Raw genomic sequence first — 21,968 nt, forward strand, 5'->3', positions numbered from 1 at the left:
GGGAGAAATAATTGAAGAAGAACGTACTGATCATTGGTGCAGGGGGTGTTGCCAAGGTAGTGGCTCACAAGTGCGCGCAGCACAACGACGAATTGGGTCGTATTGCCATCGCTTCGCGCAGTCTCTCCAAATGTCAGGCCATCATCGACAGCGTCACGGCCAAGGGCAGCCTGAAACAGCCCGCCGAGATCCGGGCCTACGCCCTGAATGCGCTGGATATCGAGGCCACCAAGGCATTGATCCGCGAAACCGAATCGCAGATCGTCATCAATGTTGGCTCCGCCTTCCTCAACATGTCCGTATTGCGCGCCTGTATCGACACCGGCGCGGCCTACCTGGACACCGCGATCCACGAGGACCCGAGCAGGATCTGCGAAACCCCGCCGTGGTACGGCAACTATGAATGGAAGCACCTGGACGAGTGCCGCGAGAAGGGCATCACCGCCATTCTCGGGATCGGTTTCGATCCGGGCGTGGTGAACGCCTGGGCGGCCTTGGCCAACAAGCAGTACTTCGACCGCATCGACTCCATCGACATCCTGGACGTGAATGCCGGCTCGCACGGCAAGTACTTCGCGACCAACTTCGACCCGGAAATCAATTTCCGCGAATTCACCGGTACTGTGTGGAGCTGGCAGAACAGCCAGTGGACGCCGAACAGCATGTTCGAGGTGAAGCGCACCGACGACCTGCCGGTGGTGGGTGAACAGAACCTGTACCTGACCGGCCACGACGAAGTGCACTCGCTGTCCAGGCACCTGAACGTGCCGAACGTGCGCTTCTGGATGAGCTTCGGCGACCACTACATCAATGTGTTCAGCGTGCTGAAGAACCTGGGCCTGCTCTCCGAGCAGCCGGTGCAGACCGCCGAAGGCCTGGAAGTGGTGCCGCTCAAGCTGGTCAAGGCCGTATTGCCCGACCCGGCCTCGCTGGCGCCCGGCTACACCGGCAAGACCTGCATCGCCGACCTGGTGAAGGGCAGCAAGGACGGCCAGCCGCGTGAAGTGCTGATCTACAACGTGGCCGACCACGAGGAAGCCTTCGCCGAAACCGACAGCCAGGGCATCTCCTATACCGCCGGCGTGCCGCCGGTGGCCGCCGCCCGCCTGATCGCCCGTGGCGAGTGGGATGCGCAGCGCATGGTCAACGTGGAAGAGCTGGCCCCCGAGCCGTTCCTCACCCTGCTGGATGCGATGGGGCTGCCGACCCGCATCAAGGACGAGCGCGGCGACCGCGCCTGGAACGAATAAACCTCGCCGATTCACAAATCGCCCGCCTCTTTGGCGGGCGATTTCGTTTCGGGGCAACACCACTCTCCTGTGGGGCCGGGTTTATCCCGGCCGACGGAGGTGGGGTCGACACTCCGCTGGCCGGGATAAAGCCGGCCCTACAAGGGTTCCCCAGCCCTCAATCCCCCTCCGCCACTGCCTGCACATAGGCCAGGTCCGCAGGCAGCGGCTCGCCCTGCCCGGCCGCGACTTGAGCCAGATAGTCTCGCGCCTCCCGCTGCAGCGCCTGCCGCCGTTCAGAGCCTCCCTCAGCCGCCAGCCCCTGCTCGAGCGCGCGAATCTTCAGCAGCGCCTGCGGCTCGGACCAGCCGCCGCCAAATTTTTCCAGCGCCAGCAGATCGTCCAGCGCCGCCGCGTAGCGGCGCGCCTCGAGGTTGGCGCGCACCACCTCCAGCGCCTCGCGGGGATAGGCCTTGAGCGTGGCGCAGATACGGGAGATCTCCGGAGAGATGGCATCCGCCGGGTGGTTCACGCCAAATTCATGCATATAGATGGCGCAGTTGCCGCGCTGCTCGCGCAGGTCGAGGTAGCGGTAGTTGCCAGCCTCCAGCGGCATCTGCTGCGCCGTGATGCGCAGGTGCAGGATCACCGGATTGGCGAAGCCCAGCGCGCGCTCGGCTTCGAGCAGCCTGGCCAGCGCGCCCTGATAATCGCCGGCGGACAAGGCGGTACGGGCTTCCTGGATGTGACTGTCGACCCGATCGGAACGCGAGGCCTGCAGCGGCCCGGCGGCAACCAGACCCAGCAGGAACATGCCAACGATACGCTTCACCATGAGGCCCTCCGGATAATGCACCGAAGGTAGCGCGCGACCCGCAACCACCACAATCGGCGCAAAGGTCGCAGTCCCGGCCACAAAAAAGCCCTCGCAAGGAGGGCTTGATCGGTTCCGCTGGCCGTTACTGCGGCTGGTGGATCGGCGCGTCCGGATACCAGACGTCGATCAGTTCGCCGGCGATGCTGCCAGACAGGTCGCGGTGGCCCTTGAGCCAGGCTTCGACCTGGGCACGCTGCTCGGCGGTCACCGAACCACGGCGACCCAGGCAGACGTAGCCGAATTCATCGGCGCCAATGAAGCCCAGGCCGTTGGCCTCGATGGCCTGGTCAAGGAAATCGTCCATGGCGGCGTTGCGCTCGGCATCGCTGATGCCGTCGCGGTAGTTCAGTTGCACTTCGAAGCCCAGTTCCTGGAATTCGTCGACGCAGAGTTTCTTGCGCAGGCGGCGGGATCTAGCCATGGGGTGTCTCCTCAATAAAGTGGCGGGCACTCTACCGGCTTTAGCGTCGCCCTTGCAAATCCTTCACCTGAGCCGAAACCCAGCAACCATGCGGATTGCCGCCTAGCCGGGCACCCTTGACTGTTAGGGGGTGTCCACAAAACCAGTCAGCTCAGTCTTGATTACTGGACATTGTGGCGGCAACCGTCGCCATGCATGTCCAACTTTTCGGACCCAGTCACCGAGCAAAATCCTTACCCATTGATTTTAAAGGGAATTCTGTATCAGGTATGGAACCTGCTTAGTTCCAACCGCCACCTGCCGATGTTTCGCAGTGTCGATCGCTACGGCCAACCGGGCGTGATCTGCGCTACTGTCCGACCGGTAGCGCTTACAAAAACAACAAGAAGGTACTCAGCATGTCCATGAAGCAACCGTTCTGCCGCCTGACCTTGGGTGCTACCGCCGCGACGCTGCTCGCCAGCAGCCTGCTGACCAGCTCGGCGATGGCCAGCGAGAAGATCCGCTGGCAGGTACCGCTGGCCTTCCCTTCCCACCTTGTCGGCCTGACCACCCCGGTCAAGCACCTCTCCGAGTCACTCAAGACCATCTCGGGCGGCAACATCCAGCTCCGCTACTACGAGCCCGGCGAACTGGTGCCGCCATTCGAGATCATGAATGCGGTGAGCACCGGCAAATACCCGGCCGGCTACACCTGGATCGGCTACGACCAGGGCACCATCCCCGCCCTGCCGCTGTATTCCGGCGCGCCGTTCAACATGGAGCCGCCGGCGCACCTGGCCTGGTACTACCAGGGCGACGGCAAGAAGCTGCTGGAGGAGATCTACGCCGAGCGCAACATCCATCCGATGCTGTGCAGCATCATCGGCCCGGAGGGCGCCGGCTGGTTCGCCAAGCCGATCGAGAAGCTGGACGACTTCGACGGCCTGCGCATCCGCTTCGCCGGCATCGGCGGCAAGGTGCTGGAGAAGCTCGGCGCCTCGGTGACCATGGTGCCCGGCGGGGAGATCTACCAGGCGCTGGAGCGCAAGACCATCGATGCCACCGAGTTCTCGCAACCGGCGGTGGACAAGATGCTGGGCCTGGACCAGATCATCAAGAACTACATCATGCCCGGCTGGCACCAGACCCTCACCACCTCGCACCTGCTGGTCAACAAGGATGTCTGGGACAAGCTCAAGCCGGAAAGCCGCGCGCTCATCGAGATGGGCTGCGAAGCTGCCACCCTCAAGGGCTTCGCCGAGAGCGAGTGGGCCCAGCCGACCGCGCTGCGCGACTATGGCAAGCAGGGCGTGAAGGCCCAGGTGCTGCCCGAGCCGGTACTGCGCGAACTGCAGAAGGTAACCGACGAAGTGCTCGACGAGATGGCCGCCAAGGACGAGATGTTCAAGCGTGTGCTGACCAGCCAGCGCACGTTCATGCAGCATCACTCGATCTGGCACGGCATGGGCTACCTGCCGCGCGACTACTACCAGTACGACTGACGGCTGCGCGCCAGCCGGCGGGCACGGCGACGTGCCCGCTTCTCATCCCCTGTGTCGAGATTTCGAGGTCGCCGTGTCCTTCAAGCCCGTCTCTCCCGATGCGCCAGCGCCCGACGCGCTGCCGTACAACCGTATCTCGCGGCCACTGGATCGCCTGCTGGTGGCCATCGGCGAAGCCAGCGCCTGGCTCTGGCTTGCGGTTCTGCTGGTCGTGCTGGCCAACGTGTTCAGCCGCTTCGCCCTCTCGCGCGGCTCCATTGCGCTGGAGGAGTTGTCCTGGCACCTGTTCGGCGCCGCCCTGATGCTCGCCCTCGCCTACGCCGTGGTGCGCGACGACCATGTGCGCGTCGACGTGCTGCGCGAGCGCTTCAGCCTGCGCAGCCAGGCCTGGATCGAGCTGCTCGCCATCCTGCTGCTGGCCTTGCCGGTGATCGCGCTGATGATCGATGCGCTGATCCCCTACGCCTACCAGGCCTACCTGTACAACGAGCGTTCCCAGGCGCCGAGCGGGCTGCCCTATCGCTTCATCTTCAAGAGCGTGCTGCCGCTGGGGCTGCTGCTCGTGGCGCTGGCCCTGTTCTCCCGGGCGCTGCGTTGCAGCACGCTGCTGTTCAATTTCCCGCGGGCCCTGACGGCCCCCTCGAACGACCGCGACCGCGGCCGTTCGCAGCCCTGATGGAGTCGTCGCAATCATGGGTCTGGAAGAAATCCTCGTCATCGCCATGTTCGCCAGCTTCATGGGCCTGCTGTTGCTCGGCTTCCCGGTCGCCTGGTCGCTGGCGGGCATCGGCCTGCTGTTCGCCGTGCTCGGCTATGTACTGATCGAACAGTTCGACGCCGACCTCTGGTTCACCTGGGACGGCACCATCGGCGTACTGGATGCGCGCATCTACGGCATCGTCGCCAACGAGTTGATGGTGGCGCTGCCGCTGTTCATCTTCATGGGCATCATGCTCGACCGCTCCGGCATCGCCGAACGGCTGATGCACAGCCTGGTCCGCGTCCTCGGCCCGCTGCGCGGCGGCTACGCGGTGACCGTGGTGGTGGTCGGCATCCTGCTCGCCGCCTCCACCGGCATCGTCGGCGCCTCGGTGGCGCTGCTCGGCATGCTGTCACTCGGGCCGATGCTGCAGGCCAACTACAACAAGAGCCTGGCGGTGGGCACCGCCTGTTCGGTGGGTACGCTGGGCATCCTGATTCCGCCGAGCATCATGCTGGTGCTGATGGCCGACCGCCTCGGCACTTCGGAAGCCTCGGTGGGCAAGCTGTTCATGGGCGCGCTGATCCCGGGGATGCTGCTGGCGCTGATGTACGTGCTCTACATCGTGCTCGTCGCCTGGCTGAAGAAGGACTTCGCCCCGGCCCCCGCCAACCGGTCGAAGCTCGATGCCCGCGCGCTGCTCGACGTGTTCCGGGCGGTTGTGCCGCCGCTGGCGCTGATCTTCGCCGTGCTCGGCTCGATCTTCTTCGGCATCGCCACCACCACCGAGGCCTCGGCGGTCGGTGCGGCCGGCGCGCTGTTGATGGCGGCCGGCGGCCGTCGCCTGAGCCTTTCGGTGCTCAAGGACGCCCTGTACCAGACCAGCCGTACCGCCGCCTTCATCTTCGGCATCTTCATCGGCGCCACGGTGTTTGCCGCCGTGCTGCGCGGCCTGGGCGGTGACGACGTGATCCGCGCCGCGCTGACCGGCCTGCCCTTCGGCCAGACCGGCGTGCTGCTCACCGTGCTGGCGATCACCTTCCTGCTGGGGTTCTTCCTCGACTGGGTGGAGATCACCCTGATCATCCTGCCGCTGGTGGCGCCGGTGCTGTTCTCCATGGGCGTCGACCCGTTGTGGTTCGCCATCCTTTTCGCCCTGTGCCTGCAGACCTCGTTCCTCACCCCGCCGGTGGGCTTCGCCCTCTTCTATATCAAGGGCGTCTGCCCGCCGGGCATCAGCACCCGCGACATCTACCTGGGGGTGGCGCCCTTCATCGTCCTGCAGCTGCTCGGTCTGGCCCTGGTGTTCTACTTCCAGCCACTGGCCACCTGGCTGCCCAACGAAGTGTATGGCGGCCCGTAGGCCTGCTGAGCCGCCTTGCCCGCGCGGCGAGGCGGCTCCCATAATCTCCCCCATCCCTCTGCGGAACCCCTGCTGCCATGGCCATCTCCCGCAACGACCTCGACCAGCACGGTCTGATCGTCGGCGTGTCCCCCGAGCGCTTTCGCGCGGTGGCGATGCCGCTGCTGTTCGACCACCTCAATGCCCAGTGCGAAGGCACCATCGCGGTCAACCGCCAGGCACGCATCGTCTGGATCAACGACAAGTACGCCGAGAAGCTCGGCATCAGCCCGCCGCACAGCGTGCTCGGCAAGGAGGTCGAGGACGTACTGCCGGCCAGCCGCCTGCGCGAGGTAATGGAGAGTGGCCAGCCGAGCATGCTCGACCTGATGGCCTTCGGCAGCGAGCACTTCGTGGTTACCCGCATCCCGCTGCGCGACGAGGACGGCACCCTGGTCGGCGCCCTGGGCTTCGTCCTGCTGGATCGCGCGCACCAGCTCAAACCACTGATGGCCAAGTACAACAGCCTGCAGAACCAGTTGCTGGCCACCCAGAGTGAGCTGGCCAAGGCACGCCGCGCCCGCTACACCATCGCCGGCTTCATCGGTGGCAGCGCCGCCGCCACCGAGGTCAAGCGCCAGGCCCGACGCGCCGCGCAGCTGGACGCCACGGTGCTGCTGCGCGGCGAGACGGGCACCGGCAAGGAACTGCTGGCGCAGGGCATCCACAACCTGTCGCCGCGCGCCAATGGCCCGTTCGTGGCGGTCAATGTCGCCGCAATCTGCTGCGCATCGGCCATGTCCGCCGGGTAGTGACCGACTCGCGTGCCATGGCGGCCTAGCTCGGCAAGCACACCTTCGACGTCGCCGAAGCCGTTGATCACCACCGCGGCACCGGCCGCGGCCAGACGGTGGGCGATGCCCAGACCGATGCCGCTGGTGGCGCCGGTAACCAACGCGATCCTGCCTTTGAGATTCATGGGCCCTCCTGCCAGTGAGGGGCCCGCCGAGGGCCCAGGTGATGAGCGACCTACAGCGAAAGACGTGCCAGATCGCCTGAGTCCAGCCTGGCGGCGCACTGCAGGCCAGGGTTTACGGGGTTTGCCATGGGCTTCGGCGAGGCCCAGCAACATCCTGCCGGGCCTCGCCGGAGGTCTTGTTCTCTGGGCATGTTCAGCGGAAGCGGCGGCCGGCGGGGTCACAGTCCGGTTTTCTGGACATGCTGCGTCAATGCCCAAGTGGCGCCCGGCGGGCGGGTCGCCTGCGCCACTTGCGGCCGGAGCGGCGCGCTACGCCCGTCGGGTGGTAGTCGGGCCGGGAAACCTTTGCCCGCATACTGACCACTAAGTCATATCTGGCCAGCGCATCGGCCAACGGAATTACCGGCCATGAAACGATGGTTGCAGCCGCTGCTGCTGGGTGGCGTGTTCGTGAACCTGCTGACGATTCAAGTGCCCCTCGTGCAGGCGCAGGAGAACCGTGCGCTGCCCGGGGCGGTGGAGCAGGCCCTGCGGCGCAGCAAGCTGGATGGGCAGGCGCTGTCGCTGGTGGCCATCCCGCTCAACGGTGCCGGCCAGACCACCGCCTTCAACGCCGACGTGCCGGTCAACCCCGCCTCCACCATCAAGCTGGTCACCACCTACGCCGCGCTGGAGCTGCTCGGCCCGGCCCACACCTGGACGACCGAGCTGTATGCCGACGGGCCGCTGCGTGACGGTGTGCTGCACGGCAATCTCTACCTCAAGGGCGGCGGCGATCCCAAGCTGAACATGGAGCGCCTCTGGCTGCTGCTGCGCGACCTGCGCAGCCATGGCGTGGAGAGCATCAGCGGCGATCTGGTGCTGGATCGCAGCCATTTCGTGCAGCCGGCCGTGCCGGCGTTCGATGACGACGGCGACGATGCCAACCGCCCCTATCTGGTGGCACCGGATTCCTTGCTGATCAACCTGAATGCCCAGCGCTTCAGCGTGCGCAGCGAAGGCGGCCAGGTGCACGTCAGCGCCGAACCGCCGCTGGACGCGGTACGCATCGACAACCGGGTACGGGCACTGCCGGCCCGCGACAATTGCCCGGCCTGGCCGCAGGTCAGCTATCGGCCGATTCACCAGGGCGATGGCGTGACCCTGGTGGTGACCGGCGAGCTGGCTCAGGGCTGCAAGGCGCACACCTATCTGGCGCTGCTCGATCATCCGCGCTACGCCGCCGGCACGGTGCGCGCCATCTGGCGCGAACTGGGCGGCACCCTGCTCGGCGCCGACCGCATCGACCGCGTGCCGGACGATGCACGCCTGCTGGTACGCGCCGAATCGCCGGATCTGGTGGAAGTCATCCGCGACATCAACAAGTTCAGCAACAACACCATGGCCCGGCAGCTGTTCCTCAGCCTGGGCGCGGAATTTCGCACCCCCCAGGACCGCGACGATGCCGCCGCCGCGCAACGGGTGATCCGCCAGTGGCTCGAACGCAAGGGGCTGCCGGTGGCGCGACTGGTGCTGGAGAACGGTTCGGGCCTGTCGCGCGCCGAGCGGGTCACCGCCCGGGGGCTGGCCAGTCTGCTGCAGTCGGCCTGGCAGAGTCCGTTTGCCGCCGAGTTCATTTCCTCCATGCCTCTGGCGGCGCTGGACGGCACCATGCGTAAACGCCTACAGGACACTGCGGTGGCCGGCAAGGCGCACATCAAGACCGGCACGCTGAACAACGTGCGCGCCATCGCTGGATACAGCCGGGATGTGAATGGCAGCAGCTGGGCAGTGGTGGCCATCCTCAACCATCCGCGTCCCTGGGGCGCCTCGGCGGTGCTGGATCAGGTGCTGCTGTCCATCTACGAACAGCCGCGCGGCCGACAGAGCACCGCGCGGCGCTGACCTCAGCAGGGCGCCAGGCGCACCCGGTCACGGCCGGCGCGCTTGGCCGTGTAGAGCGCGGCATCGGCGCGGCTGAGCAGGTCATCGGCCGTTTCGCCGGCGCGCCACTCGGCCACGCCGAAGCTGGCGGTCACCCGTCCCGCGTCGCCGATCGGTTCGCCGGCGAGCAGTGCGCGCAGCACCTCGGCCAGGGTCGCGGCCTGGGCCAGGTTGGTCTGCGAACAGAGCACGGCGAATTCCTCGCCCCCCAGACGGCAGAGCAGGTCGCTGTGCCGCAGGCGTGCCCCCAGGCGCTGACAGCAGACCTGCAGCACCCGGTCGCCGGTTGCGTGGCCAAACTGGTCGTTGATCTGCTTGAAATGGTCGATATCGAACATCAGCAGGGCCAGTCCGATCTCACGCCGACCCGCCTGGGCAATCGCCAGATCCAGGCGTTCCTGGAAGTAGCGGCGGTTGAACACGCCGGTCAATGAGTCGGTTTCCGAGAGCAGGCGCAGCGCCTGTTCGGTGTCCTTGAGCGGCGTGATGTCGGACAGGAAGCCATGCCAGACGACGCCACCATCGGCGGCCGGCTCCGGCATCGCCTCGCAGCGGAACCAGCGCTGGCCCTGGACCGGCAACAGGCAGCGCAGCTCCGTCTGCCACATGCTCAGGTGCTCGGCGGAGTGCTGCAAGCCGTCGCGCAGGCGCGGGTAATCCTCGGGATGCACATAGCGGAACACCAACTGCGCATCGGCGCGCACCTCGGCCGGATCCAGCTCGTACAGGCCGGCGAGCGCGGTGCTCACGTAGGGCACGCTGAAATGGCCGTCCGCCGCGCGGTGCAGCTGGAAGATGATGCCGGGCACCCGCTGGGTGAGCTTCTGCAGCAGTTGGTCGCGCTCCTCCAGCGCCGCGCGGCTGCGCCGGCGCTCGGTGGCATCGGTGGCGATGCCCAGGTAGCCGACCGGTTGCTCGGACGCGTCGCGAATGCTGGTGGTGATCAGGTCGACGACCAGTTGCCCGCCGTCGCTGCGCACATAGGTCCATTCCTGGCTGGTGCGGCAGTCGGCGGTCATGCACGCCGGGCCGAGGGCCTGGCCGGACTGTGCGGCGCGGCGCTCCAGCTCCTCGGCGAGATACAGGCGCTCGACGGGCTGCCCGAGCATCTGTTCGGCGCGGTAGCCGAGCATGCGTTCGGCGCCGACATTGAAACGCTGGATGGTGCCCTGCAGGTCGGTGGCGATGATCGACACATGGGTGGTGGCCCGCAGCAGCGCATCGAGCTCGGCGAGGGTGCGGTTCAGTTGCAGTTCGGTGTGCTTGCGGCCATCGATGTCGGTATGCACGCCGATCATGCGCAGCGGCAGCGCCTGCGCGTCGCGCAGCACCACCTGACCACGGCTGAGGATCCACTTCCAGCCGCCATCCTTGCGGCGCAGCCGGTATTCGTAGTTCACCGCCTCCGTCTCGCCGCGCATGTGCCGGTCCAGCGCGGCCAGCGCGGCCGCCTGGTCCTGCGGGTGGATGAGCCCGAGCCACTGCTCGTAGCAGCCTTCAATCTCCTCGTCGCGGTAGCCGAGCATGCGCTTCCAGGTTGGCGAGAAGTAGGCCTTTCCGGTCTGGCAGTCCCAGTCCCAGACGCCGTCGCCGGCGCCCTCCAGGGCGAAATGCCAGCGCCGCTCGCTGGTCTGCAGCTCCTCCTGACTGGCCTGCAATTCCTCCTGGCTGGCGCGCAGCTCGGCCGTGCGTCGCGCCACCAGGCGGCGGGTGCGGCGCCGCTCGCCGAGCAGCGAAGCGAACAGACAGGCCGCCAGCAGGCTGGCCAGGCCGCCCAGCAGGAACACCCACAGATCGACCGGGCCGCCATGCGGGTGGGTGAACCCGGACAGCGGTTTCAGGCTGACCGCGTACAGGCGATCGCCCAGCGGCAGGACCCGGCGGTGTTCCAGCGCGCCGACCTCACCGGTCTCGCGGGTGCTGTGCAGCAGCACCGGCTGGCCGGCTTCGCTCAGATCCCACAGCTCGGTGTGCAGCCCTTCGGGGTCGTCTTGCAGCGCCAGGACATCATCCAGCAGCAGCGCGGAGGAGACGAAGCCCAGCAGCTCGCCTTCGCGCAGCACCGGCGCCATCACGATCAGGGCCTGGCCATACGAGGTGATCGACAGCAGGTTCAGCACGGCCGCGGTCAGCCCGGCTCGTTCCCGCGCGCGCAGCAGCAGGCTACGTCGCCCCGGGTCGGTGGCCAGGTCCAGACCCAGCAGGTTCTCGCCCAGGCCGCGCGAATTGATATAGGCAATCGGAAAATATTCGGCGCGTTCGCCGGCACTGCGGGTTTCCCCCTGCGCATCCAGCTCGCGCAGCCCGGGCGCGCCGGTGCGGGCCTGCAGCGCGGCCTCGAAGGCCGAACGCCGGTCCAGCGTCACGCGCGGCATCCAGAGGAAAGCCAGGCTGTCACCCAGCAGCGGTTCGGTCACCGAGGCGAACGCCTCGGCGCCCAGGTCGCCGGCCAGGCGCAGATGGCGGCTGAGGATTTCCGCCTGCTGCTGGCTGGTTTCGAACTGATTGTCGATCCGCGAGATGCGCTCGCTGGCCAGCCGCTGGAAATGCTCTTCGACCTGGAGGCGGCGATTCTGCTCCAGGACATAGGCGGCAATCGCCGACAGGGCCAGACCGATCAGCAGCACCAGCAGAAACACGACGCCCGCGCCGCATATCCGCCGCGCGGGGGGCGGGGCGGAGCAATCGTCGTGCTGTACTGCGTGCATACCAACTTCCTGTCAGCGCACACCTGATCAGCCGTGGCTGATGCGCCAGGCCCGGTGTATGCGGGGATTACGGGCGAAATCCGGATCCAGTGTTTCGCCGCTCACTTCGGCGATGTTGTAGCGTTTTGCCAGCATTTCGTCCAGCTGGAATTTGCGGAAGTTGTTCGAGAAGTACAGGACGCCCCCCGGCGCCAGCCGGGCCATGGCCAGCTCGAGCAGGCGGGCGTGGTCGCGCTGCACATCGAACACCCCTTCCATGCGCTTGGAGTTGGAGAAGGTCGGCGGGTCGATGAAGATCAGGTCGTACTCGCCGCGATCCGCTTCCAGCCAGGCCATCACGTCGCCCTGTTCCAGGCGCTGCTTGTCGGAGAAGCCGTTCAGCGACAGGTTGCGGCGCGCCCAGTCCAGGTAGGTCTTGGACAGGTCGACGCTGGTGGTGCTGCGCGCGCCGCCCTTGGCCGCGTGCACGGTGGCGGTCGCGGTGTAGCAGAACAGGTTGAGGAAGCGCTTGCCGGCCGCCTCGCGCTGGATGCGCAGGCGCATCGGTCGATGGTCGAGGAACAGGCCGGTGTCCAGGTAATCGGTGAGATTGACCAGCAGCTTGACGCCACCCTCACTGACTTCCATGAAGCGCCCCTGCTCGCCCTGGCGCTCGTACTGACGCGTGCCGGTCTGCCGTTCGCGACGCTTGATCACCACGCGTTCGGCGGGAACCCCGAGGGCCACCGGAATCGCCGCCAGGGCGTCGAGCAGGCGGGTCTGGGCCTTTTCCGGGTCGATCGAACGCGGCGGCGCGTATTCCTGCACATGGACCCAGTCGCGGTACAGGTCGATGGCCAGGGCGTACTCGGGCATGTCCGCGTCGTATAGGCGGTAGCATTCCACGCCGGCCTGCCTGGCCCATTTGCCGAGGGTCTTGAGGTTCTTCTGCAGGCGGTTGGCGAACATCTGCCCGCCTTCGGACAGGCGCGCCGGCTCGCTGGCCTGCGGTGCGGCACGGTCTTCGCCGCCCTGGCGATTGCCGGTGACGAACTGGTCGGGACGCACCTGCAACAGCAGCAGCTTGCACGGCAGCGCGCCGTTGAACAGGGCGTACTGCTTGTGGCTGCGAATGCCCATGCGCTTGCCCAGCTCCGGGGCGCCGGCGAAGATCGCCGCCTCCCAGCCCATGCAGGCCTGGCGCAGGCGCTCGCCCAGGTTCTGGTAGAGATACAGCAGACTGGCTTCGTCACCCAGGCGCTCGCCATAGGGCGGATTGCACACCACCAGGCCGGCCTGGCCCTTGTCGGTGCGCGGCTCGAAGGTGGCCAGCTCGCCCTGGTAGATGCGTACCCACTCGCCGAGTCCGGCACGCTCGATGTTGTTGCGCGCCGGCTGGATCAGCCGCGGATCGGCTTCATAGCCACGAATCCACAGCGGCGGCTTGCCCAGGCCGATGCGTGCACGTTCCTCGGCCTCGGCGTGCAGGCGGTTCCACACGGCCGGCACATGGCCCAGCCAGTTGGAAAAGCCCCACTGCTGGCGCTTGAGGTTGGGGGCGACGTCGGCGGCCATCATGCCGGCCTCGACCAGGAAGGTACCCACGCCGCACATCGGGTCGGCCAGTGCGCCGCCCTCGGCGGCGATGCGCGGCCAGCCTGCGCGGATGAGGATCGCGGCGGCCAGGTTCTCCTTGAGCGGCGCGGCACCCTGCTGCAGGCGGTAGCCACGCTGGTGCAGGCTGTGCCCGGACAGGTCGATGGACAGCACCGCCTCGCCCTTGTCCAGGCGCAGGTGCACGCGCAGGTCCGGGTTGTCCTTGTCCACCGACGGGCGCTGGCCGAACTGCGCGCGCAGGCGGTCGACGATGGCGTCCTTGACCTTCAGGGCGCCGAAGTGCGTGTTGTCGATGCCGGCGCCGCGCCCGCTGAACTCGACCGCCAGGCTGCCGGCGGCGTCCAGATGCTCGCTCCAGTCGACCGCCTTGACGCCTTCGTAGAGGGTCTCGGCATTGCTGACCGGGAAGCGCGCCAGCACCAGCAGCACCCGGTTGGCCAGCCGCGACCACAGGCACAGCCGATAGGCGGTTTCCATACCGGCGAAGCCGCGCACCATGGCCACATGTTCGCGGGCCTCTTCCAGCCCCAGTTGCCCGGCCTCCTCCAGCAGCAGGCTTTCCAGGCTCTTGGGGCAGGTCAGTACCAGTTCGTAACGCTCAGACATTCGAAAATCCAGGCCCGCAGGCAATAAAGGCTTCCGCCAGAGAAGCCGAAACAAATTGAAACGACGAGCTGCACAACGGCCGCCGAACAAAATCCGGTTGTGCCACCAGCGCCCAAACCCACCAGGGATACCGCTTTGCCCCGACAAGTGGAGCTGCTTATGGTTCCGTCAGGCGAAATGTTGCCTCGTTATGACAAATCGATCATTCACAGCGCTCGCCCCTTTGGATAGAAACAACCCCAAGGGAGGCGACGCAAGGTTGCCTTTCCTTTGGGGTCGTCACGCCGGCAACGGCCCCTTTCGCGGCCTCGCAACGCGGCCGCCAGTGGGAAATACAGTCAACGATTGAGGGCTATACCCGATGAGAAGACTAAAGCGTGACCCGATGGAACGCGCCTACTTACGCGGTTACCAACATGGTGTTCATGGCAAATCCCAAGAGCTCTGTCCCTTCACCCATCCGACGACTCGTCAGGCCTGGCTCAATGGCTGGCGCGAAGGTCGCGGCGACCACTGGGACGGTCTGACCGGCACCGCCGGCATACATCGACTGAATGAAATGAGAGCGGTCGGCTGAGACCCGGTCTGACGCTCTTCCGCCGCGCCAGGCCCCACACGGATCTGTCGCGGTGACTGCCAAGGGCTCCCACGGGAGCCCTTTCCATTTTCGGGATCAGGTCCGCGGCAGCGCGGCGATGGCATCCACCGCTTCGCGAATCAGCTTCGGGCCCTTGTAGATGAACCCCGAATAGATCTGCACCAGGCTCGCCCCGGCGGCGATCTTCTCGGCCGCGTCGCGCCCTTCGGTGATACCGCCCACGGCGATGATCGGCAGGCGTCCGCCCAGCTCCGCGGCCAGCACCTTGACGGTGTGGGTGCTCTTGTCACGCACCGGCGCGCCGGACAGGCCGCCTGCCTCGTCAGCGTGCAGCAGACCCTCGACGCCTTCGCGGCTCAGCGTGGTGTTGGTGGCAATCACCGCATCCATCCCCGCCTCCACCAGCGCGCGCGCCACCTCGGCGGTCTCCTCGTCGCTCATGTCCGGGGCGATCTTGATTGCCAGCGGCACACGGCGGCCGTATTCGACGGCCAGGTCTTCCTGGCGACGGCGCAGGGCTTCGAGCAGCTGCCGCAGCGAATCACCGAACTGCAGGCTGCGCAGCCCGGGGGTATTCGGCGAGCTGACATTGACCGTGACGTAGCTGGCGTGGGGATAGACCTTTTCCAGGCCGATCAGGTAGTCGTCCACCGCGCGCTCGACCGGGGTGTCGAAGTTCTTGCCGATGTTGATGCCCAGCACGCCACGGTACTTCGCCGCGCGCACCCGCTCGAGCAGGTAGTCGACGCCGTGGTTGTTGAAGCCCATGCGGTTGATGATGGCCTGGGCCTCCGGCAGGCGGAACAGGCGCGGCTTCGGGTTGCCCGGCTGCGGGCGCGGCGTCACGGTGCCGATCTCGATGAAACCGAAACCCAGCTGACCGAGGCCGTCGATGGCATCGCCGTTCTTGTCCAGGCCGGCGGCCAGGCCGACCGGATTGGCGAATTCCAGACCCATGATCTTCACTGGCAGGGCCGCCGGCTTCTTGCACAGCAGACCGTTCAGCCCCAGACGCCCGCCCGCGCCGAGCAGGTCGAGGGACAGTTCGTGAGAGGTTTCCGGAGACAGTCGAAAGAGCAGATCGCGGGCCAGGGAGTACATGGTCGGGCTCGTTGGGTGTTTGGGGCCGCCGAGTATACCCGCTCGGCGAGCGCTTTTGATCCGTCGCGCTCAGCCCAGTCGCTTCACATCCAGCAGCTTGCCATCCGCGCCGACCTCCAGGCGGAAAGTGCCGTGAACGCCCTCGTGGCTCAGGAAGGGCCGCAGGTGGTGGGCCGGCAGGCTGACGCTGCGACCGTCGCGACTGTAGGCCAGTACCCGGTTGGCGCGCCCCTGGTAATAGGCCAGGAATTGATCGGCCGTCAGATGAATATCCAGCACCAGGCTGGGCATGGAGCACCCCCTTGTCAGAACCGCGCGGCAGTTTGCCACATCTGCGACCCAAGTCGCCCTCGCCAGCGAGCGCGCCGCTCTGCCACACTAGCGAGCGCAATTCAGGCCAGGCAGATCAGCAACCTGCCACGCCGATCATCCGTCCGGACCGAGCTGTACGCCATCCCGACGCCGTACTGTTGGAGCCCGTAGCATTGTCATGACCTCGCCCACGCCACCCACCCTCACCAGGCGCCTGTCGTCCCTGGCCGGACAGCTGGGTCTGGGCGGCAAGGCCGCCAGACGCATGCTGGACCGCGCCCGCCAGTTGAACCTGCCGTTCCAGCCGATCCCCCTGCCCACCCTGAGCATCTGGTGGCAGCTCGGCCCGCAACTGGACCGCCTGGTGGATCTGCCGCGCGGCGCCCTGTCCGGTCCGGTGCAGGAAGACAAGGCTGCGGCCCACGCGGTGCTGGCACGCCTGGTCGAGGTGAATCACAGCTATGTGCCGGCCTTCGACCTGCGCGAGATCAGCGGGCTGAGCTGCGCGCCGGGCGATCAGCCGCCGCATTCACGACTGGAAGACCTGGCCGCCACGCCGGCCTGCCGCAGCCTGCGCCTGATCAGCTACAAGGACTTCCTCAAGACCGCCGAACAGGCGCTACCCGCCAAGGGCCAGCCCCTGCGTCTGCGCCAGGCGGAATGGTTCGGCGAGCGGCTGTTCTACGAGGGTGAGCAGGGCGCGACGCTTGCCGCCCTGGTCGCCTATGCCCGTCTGCGCGGCCTGAAACATGAGCTGACCGCGGACATTGCCCACTACCGGCTCAACCCGGTGGTGCTGGCCGAGCTGAACAGCCATTACCACATGCTCGGCATGCCGGCCGAAACCTGGAGCGATCCGGGCTTCATGGGCCTGCTGCTGGACAGCGGACTGCCCTACTCGCGCCTGCTGCTGCAGCGCACTCCTGCGGTACTCGAAGCCCTGCTGCTACCACGCGACGACGAACAGGCCAACGCCCTCGGCGAAGGCCTGCGCCTGGCCGGCGCGCCGGACCTGGTGGAGTTCCTCTACCACCTGCCGACCACCCTGCACATCGATCCGTAAGCGCACCGGACGCCGTGCAAACGGCGGCCAGAAAAGCGCTGACCGCCCTACGCGGCCCTTCAGCCCGAACGCGCAAGATCGGCCAGTTCCCGACTGGCCACCGCATGCAGGGCATAGTCGTTGTCGCCGGCACCGCGCAGCTCGGCGAGGATCGCTGCCCAGCGCTGCGCCAGCGGCTGGCGCTGCTCCAGCCAGCTGTCCAGGCGATGGCGCGGATCGCCCTCCCCGGGGACCGACAGCAGCGACAGGGTGATCGCCCGCTGCTGGCTGTCCAGCTCATCGCGGAACGCCTCGCGCGCCAGCGCCTGCCAGTGGCTGCTCACCGACAGGCGGGTGATGCGCCGCAGATACTCGTCCAGCTCCAGGGCGCTGCCCACCGCGAAGAACGCCCGCGCCACCAGCAGCGGCTCCTGGCCGGTCTGCTCCGCCACTTCGAGGATCGGCAACAGCATGTACAGCTGATCGCTGGCCGCCACCATGCGCGCCAGCAGCTCCGGCACGCCGGCCTCGGCAAAGGCCTGATGGCGCTCCTGCCACTGCTCGCGCGCCGCGCCCTGCAGCAGTTCGTCGAGCTTCAGGCCGAGCGCGGCCACCTGCGGGGCGAAGTGGGCCACGTCGTGGGCGGCGTCCAGGGCCTGGCGGCGACTGCGCAGGAACCAGCGGGTGGCGCGACGTCCCAGACGCATCAGCTCGTCCATCAGCGCCAGCTGGGTGTCCGCACTCACGCCGTAATCCAGCGACTCGATCTGCCGGAACCAGTGCGGCAGGTGGAAGACATCGCGCACGATCACGTAGGCCTCGGCGACCTGGGCGGCGCCCATGCCGGTGGACGAGCACAGCCGCTGCGCGAAGGTGATGCCCATGCGGTCGACCAGATCGTTGGCGATCTGGGTGGCGACAATCTCGCGACGCAGCCGGTGATTGCCCAGCGCTTCGCCGAAGCGCTCCACCAGTTGCTGCGGGAAGGCGCGCTGCATGTCGCGCACCAGGTAGTCGTCATCCGGCACGCTGGACGCCAGCAACGCCTGCTTCAGGTCGATCTTGCTGTAGGAAAGCAGCACCGCCAGCTCGGGGCGGGTCAGCGCGCGCTCGCCCAGCTGCTCGTCGCCGGGCAGGAATTCCAGCGCCCGGTCCAGCCGGCCGCGGCTTTCCAGATCGCTGATCAGCCGGCGGTATTCGCCCATGCGCTCGCGGGCACGGCGTTCGGCCAGCGACAGCGCCTGGGTCTGCCGGTAGTTGCTGCCCAGCACCAGGTGCGCCACATCGTCGGTCATGTCGGCCAGCAACTGGTTGCGCTGCTTGCCGGTCATGTCACCGGCGGCCACCACGCCGTTGAGCAGGATCTTGATGTTCACCTCGTGGTCGGAGCAGTTCACCCCGCCGGCGTTGTCGATGAAATCGGTGTTGCAGGCGCCGCCGTTGAGGCAGTACTCGATGCGTCCCAGCTGGCTCATGCCCAGGTTGCCGCCCTCGCCGATCACCCGCGCGCGCACGTCACGGCCATCGACCCGCAGCGAATCGTTGGCCTTGTCGCCGATCTCGGCATGGCTTTCCGTACTGGCCTTGATGTAGGTGCCGATGCCGCCGTTCCAGAGCAGGTCCACCGGCGCCTTGAGCAGTGCGCTGATCAGCTCGCTGGGCGCCAGCTGTTCGGCCTGGATATCGAAGCGCTCGCGCATCTGCGCGCTGATGGCAATGCTCTTGGCGCTGCGCGGGAACACCCCGCCGCCGGCGGAGATCAGCCCGGCGTCGTAGTCCGCCCAGCTGGATCGCGGCAGCTCGAACAGCCGCTTGCGCTCGGCATAACTGGCGGCCGGGTCAGGATCGGGGTCGACGAAGATGTGCAGATGGTTGAAGGCGGCCAGCAGCCGCACCTGCTCGGAGCGCAGCAGGCCGTTGCCGAACACGTCGCCGCCCATGTCGCCGATGCCGATCACGCTGATCGCCTCGCGCTGCACATCGATGCCGCGCTCGCGGAAATGCCGTTGCACCGACACCCAGGCGCCACGCGCGGTGATGCCCATCTTCTTGTGGTCGTAGCCGGCCGAGCCGCCGGAGGCGAAGGCGTCGCCCAGCCAGAAGCCGTACTGGGCGGCGATGCCGTTGGCGATGTCGGAGAAGCTCGCCGTGCCCTTGTCGGCGGCCACCACCAGGTAGGGGTCGTCGCCGTCATGGCGCACCACCTGCTCCGGCGGCACCACCTGCCCTTCGAGGTAGTTGTCGGTGAGGTCCAGCAGGCCGCTGATGAACAGCTTGTAGCAGGCGATGGCCTCGGCCTGGATCTCGTCGCGGCTGCCGCCGGTCGGCAGCTGGCGGGGTACGAAACCGCCCTTGGCGCCCATCGGCACGATCACCGAGTTCTTCACCTGCTGCGCCTTGACCAGGCCGAGCACCTCGGTGCGGAAGTCTTCCTCGCGATCCGACCAGCGCAGCCCGCCGCGCGCCACCGGGCCGAAACGCAGGTGCACGCCCTCGACGCGCGGCGAATAGACGAAGATCTCGAACAGCGGCACCGGTCGCGGTATCTCGCTGATGGCGCCGGGGCTGAGCTTGACGCTGATATAGGGCTTGCATTGCCCCTCGGCGTCGGTCTGGTAGAAATTGCTGCGCAGCGTGGCGAGGATCGCCTCCAGATAGCGGCGCAGGATGCGGTCCTCGTTGAGCACCGCCACCCGTTCCAGCGCGCCGCGAATGGCTTCCACCAGTCGGCCCTGTTTCTCTTCCAGCGCCTCGGCGGACAGCTTGCGGGCCAGGTAGAAGCGCGTCTTGAACAGGCGCACCAGCTCCACGGCGATATCGGTGTGGTTGTTCAGCGTGGCGGCGATGTAGCCCAGGTCGAAGCCGATGCGGATCTGCTTCAGGTAGCGGCCATAGGCGCGCAGCAGCGCCGCCTCGCGCCAGGTCAGCCCGGCGCCGAGCACCAGGCGGTTGAAGGCGTCGTTCTCGGCGTTGCCGGCGATGACGTTGGCGAACGCCTCCTGGCAGAGGCCGTTGAGGGTCTTCAGGTCGACCACCAGCCCGGCCGGCGGCGCAAAGGTGAAGTCGTGGATCCAGTAGGCGCGGCCGTCACGCTGGCGCAGCCGGTGGGAATACTCGCTCAGCACCCGCAGGCCGAGGTTCTCCAGGATCGGCAGCACGTCGGAGAGCGGCAGCGGCTCGTCGGCGTGGTAGACCTTGCAGCGCAGCTCGTCAGGGCCCAGCCCCGGCGGCTGGTAGAAGCTCATCACCAGGCGCTGTTCCTCGGACAGGCTGCGGATGTGCTGCATGTCCGCCACCGCCGAAAGCGGCTCGAAGCGCTCCCGGTAGCCGGCCGGGAATCCCGGCGCGAAGCGCGCCAGCAGGTCGGTGCCGCGCGCCTCGCCGAAGCGCTCGACCATCAGGCTGGCGAACTCGTCCTGCCAGGAACGGCAGGCGCGGATCACCTCCCGCTCCAGCTCGCGGGCATCGAAGGCCGGCACGCTGCGCGGATCGACGCGCAGGATCAGCTGCACGCGGGCCAGCACCGATTCGGAGAAATAGGTCCAGAACTCGCAGTCGGAGGCATTCAGGCGCTCCATCAGCAGGTTCTGGATCTTCACGCGGATCTCGGTGGAATAGTGATCGCGCGGCACATAGACCAGGCAGTAGACGAAGTGGCCGTAGGGATCCTGGCGCAGGAACAGGCGCAGCTTGTTGCGCTCCTGGATCTGCACGATGGCGATGGCGGTCTCGTACAGCGCATCCACCGGCGTCTGGAACAGCTCGTCGCGCGGCAGCACCTCCAGCACCTGGGCCAGCTCCTTGCCCAGGTGGGCATGCAGATCGAAACCGGAACGTTCGAGGATCGCCTCCACCTTGCGGCGCACGTGGGGAATGCGCGTCACGCTCTCGGTGTACAGCGTCGAGGTGTACAGGCCGACGAAGCGGCATTCGCGGACCACCTGGCCCTGCTCGTCCAGCACGCGCAGCGACACCAGGTCGGGATAGGCCGCGCGGTGCACGTGGCTGGGCTGGGACGCCTTGGCGAAGCTGAGCAGGCACGGCTCGCGCAGGAACGCCAGGGCCGCCGGCTCGATGCTGCGCTGCACATCGCTCAGGCCGCTGCGCAACAGCCGCGACAGGCCCAGCAGCGTGCCCTCGTCGTATTCCACCCGGGCGCCGCGCGCATCCTCGACGACGCAAAATTCCTCGTAGCCCAGGAAGGTGAAGTGATTGTCCAGCAGCCACTGGTAGAAGGCACGCACCTCGGCCACTTCCGGGTGCTGGCCATCACGCTGCGCCAGGTAGTCCAGCAGGCGCCGCACCTGGTCCTGCATGGCGGGGAAGTCGCCCACCGCCAGGCGCACCTCGCCCAGCACCTCACCCAGCAGCTGCTGCAGGTCGCGCAGCTCGGCGGCGCTGGCACAGCGGTCGATCTCCAGGAATATCAGCGCTTCGCTGCGAGCCCCGTCGCCCTGGCCGCCGCGCGGTAGGATGTCCAGCAGCTCGCCGTCCGCCCCGCGTCGCACGCTGAGCACGCTGTTCTGCAAGGTGTGGATGCTGTGCCCGCGCCGGTTGAGCGCCATGCGCACCGAATCCACCAGGAACGGCATGTCCGGATGCAGCACCTGCACCACGCTGTGCGCGGACTGCCAGCCGTGCTGTTCGTAGTCGGGGTTGAACGCCCGCACCACGGGCTCGCCACGGAACGCCTCCAGCAGCCGCCAGGCCGACAGGGTGCTGCCTTCCAGGTCGCTCAGGCGGTTCTGCTGCAGCTCCTCGAGCGGCGCGATGGCGAAGAATTGTTCGGCGAAGCGCATGAGCCGAGGCAGCGCCTCGGGCTCGACATGCCGGGCCAGGGCGTCCTGAAGTTGCTGGTGAAAATCGGCCTTGCCGGATGCACTGAAGAACGTCATGGAGACCCCTGGAGATGTGATCGTCGTTCGATAGTAACGGGCCCGGGTTTCCGTTCAACGGTAGCCCGGCGCACCGGACCCGCCAGCGCGCCCGAACCTCGGCCGGAAATCCGCGCGGAGCCGTGGCCCACCGCAGTTGCGACAGCCCGCCACCC

General features: G+C 67.2%; 14 protein-coding genes and 2 pseudogenes. 8 read left to right on the forward strand and 8 right to left on the reverse strand.

Annotated features, from left to right (window positions below):
- Positions 1–11 precede the first annotated feature (11 nt).
- Entirely contained in the window at positions 12–1,250 is a 1,239-nt protein-coding gene (locus VL129_RS05140; RefSeq protein WP_325410758.1) for a saccharopine dehydrogenase family protein, read from the forward strand.
- Between the two features lie 157 nt (positions 1,251–1,407).
- Here VL129_RS05140 and VL129_RS05145 read toward each other — a convergent pair whose 3' ends face one another.
- On the reverse strand, positions 1,408–2,064 hold the full coding sequence (locus tag VL129_RS05145) for a hypothetical protein (RefSeq protein WP_325410760.1): 657 nt from the start codon (positions 2,062–2,064) through the stop codon (positions 1,408–1,410).
- Positions 2,065–2,188: 124 nt separating this feature from the next.
- Entirely contained in the window at positions 2,189–2,527 is a 339-nt protein-coding gene (locus VL129_RS05150; protein ID WP_325410763.1) for a YggL 50S ribosome-binding family protein, read from the reverse strand.
- Between the two features lie 398 nt (positions 2,528–2,925).
- Between VL129_RS05150 and VL129_RS05155 the strand changes: the two genes are divergently transcribed.
- The 4 genes and pseudogenes from VL129_RS05155 to VL129_RS05170 form a co-directional block, all read left to right on the forward strand.
- A complete protein-coding gene (locus VL129_RS05155; RefSeq protein WP_325410765.1) occupies positions 2,926–4,011 on the forward strand; it encodes a TRAP transporter substrate-binding protein in 1,086 nt (361 codons plus the stop codon).
- A gap of 73 nt (positions 4,012–4,084) precedes the next feature.
- Positions 4,085–4,687, forward strand: coding sequence for a TRAP transporter small permease subunit (locus VL129_RS05160; RefSeq protein ID WP_325410767.1), 603 nt, complete (start codon positions 4,085–4,087; stop codon positions 4,685–4,687).
- A 16-nt stretch (positions 4,688–4,703) separates the two neighbouring features.
- Positions 4,704–6,074 (forward strand): TRAP transporter large permease, encoded by a 1,371-nt coding sequence (locus tag VL129_RS05165; protein WP_325410769.1) that lies wholly within the window; start codon positions 4,704–4,706, stop codon positions 6,072–6,074.
- A gap of 77 nt (positions 6,075–6,151) precedes the next feature.
- A pseudogene (locus VL129_RS05170) lies at positions 6,152–6,835 on the forward strand (sigma 54-interacting transcriptional regulator); the annotation flags it as partial.
- Here the strand turns inward: VL129_RS05170 and VL129_RS05175 are convergent.
- Positions 6,829–7,032 (reverse strand): annotated as a pseudogene (locus tag VL129_RS05175) (SDR family NAD(P)-dependent oxidoreductase); the annotation flags it as partial. The pseudogenes VL129_RS05170 and VL129_RS05175 overlap by 7 nt on opposite strands.
- A gap of 408 nt (positions 7,033–7,440) precedes the next feature.
- Here VL129_RS05175 and dacB point away from each other — a divergent pair.
- Positions 7,441–8,916 carry a D-alanyl-D-alanine carboxypeptidase/D-alanyl-D-alanine endopeptidase gene (dacB, locus tag VL129_RS05180; RefSeq protein WP_325410771.1) on the forward strand — a complete coding sequence of 492 codons (1,476 nt, stop codon included), beginning with the start codon at positions 7,441–7,443 and terminating at the stop codon, positions 8,914–8,916.
- Between the two features lie 2 nt (positions 8,917–8,918).
- Here dacB and VL129_RS05185 read toward each other — a convergent pair whose 3' ends face one another.
- Both VL129_RS05185 and rlmKL read right to left on the reverse strand, forming a co-directional pair.
- A complete protein-coding gene (locus VL129_RS05185) occupies positions 8,919–11,594 on the reverse strand; it encodes a diguanylate cyclase (protein WP_325410773.1) in 2,676 nt (891 codons plus the stop codon).
- A 96-nt stretch (positions 11,595–11,690) separates the two neighbouring features.
- Complete coding sequence (rlmKL, locus tag VL129_RS05190; RefSeq protein WP_325410775.1) at positions 11,691–13,865, reverse strand: bifunctional 23S rRNA (guanine(2069)-N(7))-methyltransferase RlmK/23S rRNA (guanine(2445)-N(2))-methyltransferase RlmL; 2,175 nt, start codon at positions 13,863–13,865, stop codon at positions 11,691–11,693.
- 361 nt (positions 13,866–14,226) lie between these two features.
- On the opposite strand from rlmKL, the gene rmf reads away from it, so the two are divergent.
- Positions 14,227–14,442, forward strand: a complete 216-nt coding sequence (gene rmf / locus VL129_RS05195) for a ribosome modulation factor (protein ID WP_325410777.1) — start codon at positions 14,227–14,229, stop codon at positions 14,440–14,442.
- 96 nt (positions 14,443–14,538) lie between these two features.
- On the opposite strand, the gene VL129_RS05200 is transcribed toward rmf, so the two are convergent.
- Together VL129_RS05200 and VL129_RS05205 are read right to left on the reverse strand one after the other, a co-directional pair.
- Positions 14,539–15,564 carry a quinone-dependent dihydroorotate dehydrogenase gene (locus tag VL129_RS05200; RefSeq protein ID WP_325410779.1) on the reverse strand — a complete coding sequence of 342 codons (1,026 nt, stop codon included), beginning with the start codon at positions 15,562–15,564 and terminating at the stop codon, positions 14,539–14,541.
- 69 nt (positions 15,565–15,633) lie between these two features.
- Positions 15,634–15,855 carry a DUF2835 domain-containing protein gene (locus VL129_RS05205; RefSeq protein WP_325410780.1) on the reverse strand — a complete coding sequence of 74 codons (222 nt, stop codon included), beginning with the start codon at positions 15,853–15,855 and terminating at the stop codon, positions 15,634–15,636.
- Between the two features lie 199 nt (positions 15,856–16,054).
- On the opposite strand from VL129_RS05205, the gene VL129_RS05210 reads away from it, so the two are divergent.
- Positions 16,055–16,939 carry a DUF6685 family protein gene (locus VL129_RS05210; RefSeq protein ID WP_325410782.1) on the forward strand — a complete coding sequence of 295 codons (885 nt, stop codon included), beginning with the start codon at positions 16,055–16,057 and terminating at the stop codon, positions 16,937–16,939.
- A 59-nt stretch (positions 16,940–16,998) separates the two neighbouring features.
- Here VL129_RS05210 and VL129_RS05215 read toward each other — a convergent pair whose 3' ends face one another.
- On the reverse strand, positions 16,999–21,813 hold the full coding sequence (locus tag VL129_RS05215) for an NAD-glutamate dehydrogenase (RefSeq protein ID WP_325410784.1): 4,815 nt from the start codon (positions 21,811–21,813) through the stop codon (positions 16,999–17,001).
- Between the last annotated feature and the right edge of the window lie 155 nt (positions 21,814–21,968).

Origin of the sequence: Pseudomonas sp., from assembly GCF_035497915.1 — a bacterium.
GTDB lineage: Bacteria > Pseudomonadota > Gammaproteobacteria > Pseudomonadales > Pseudomonadaceae > Serpens.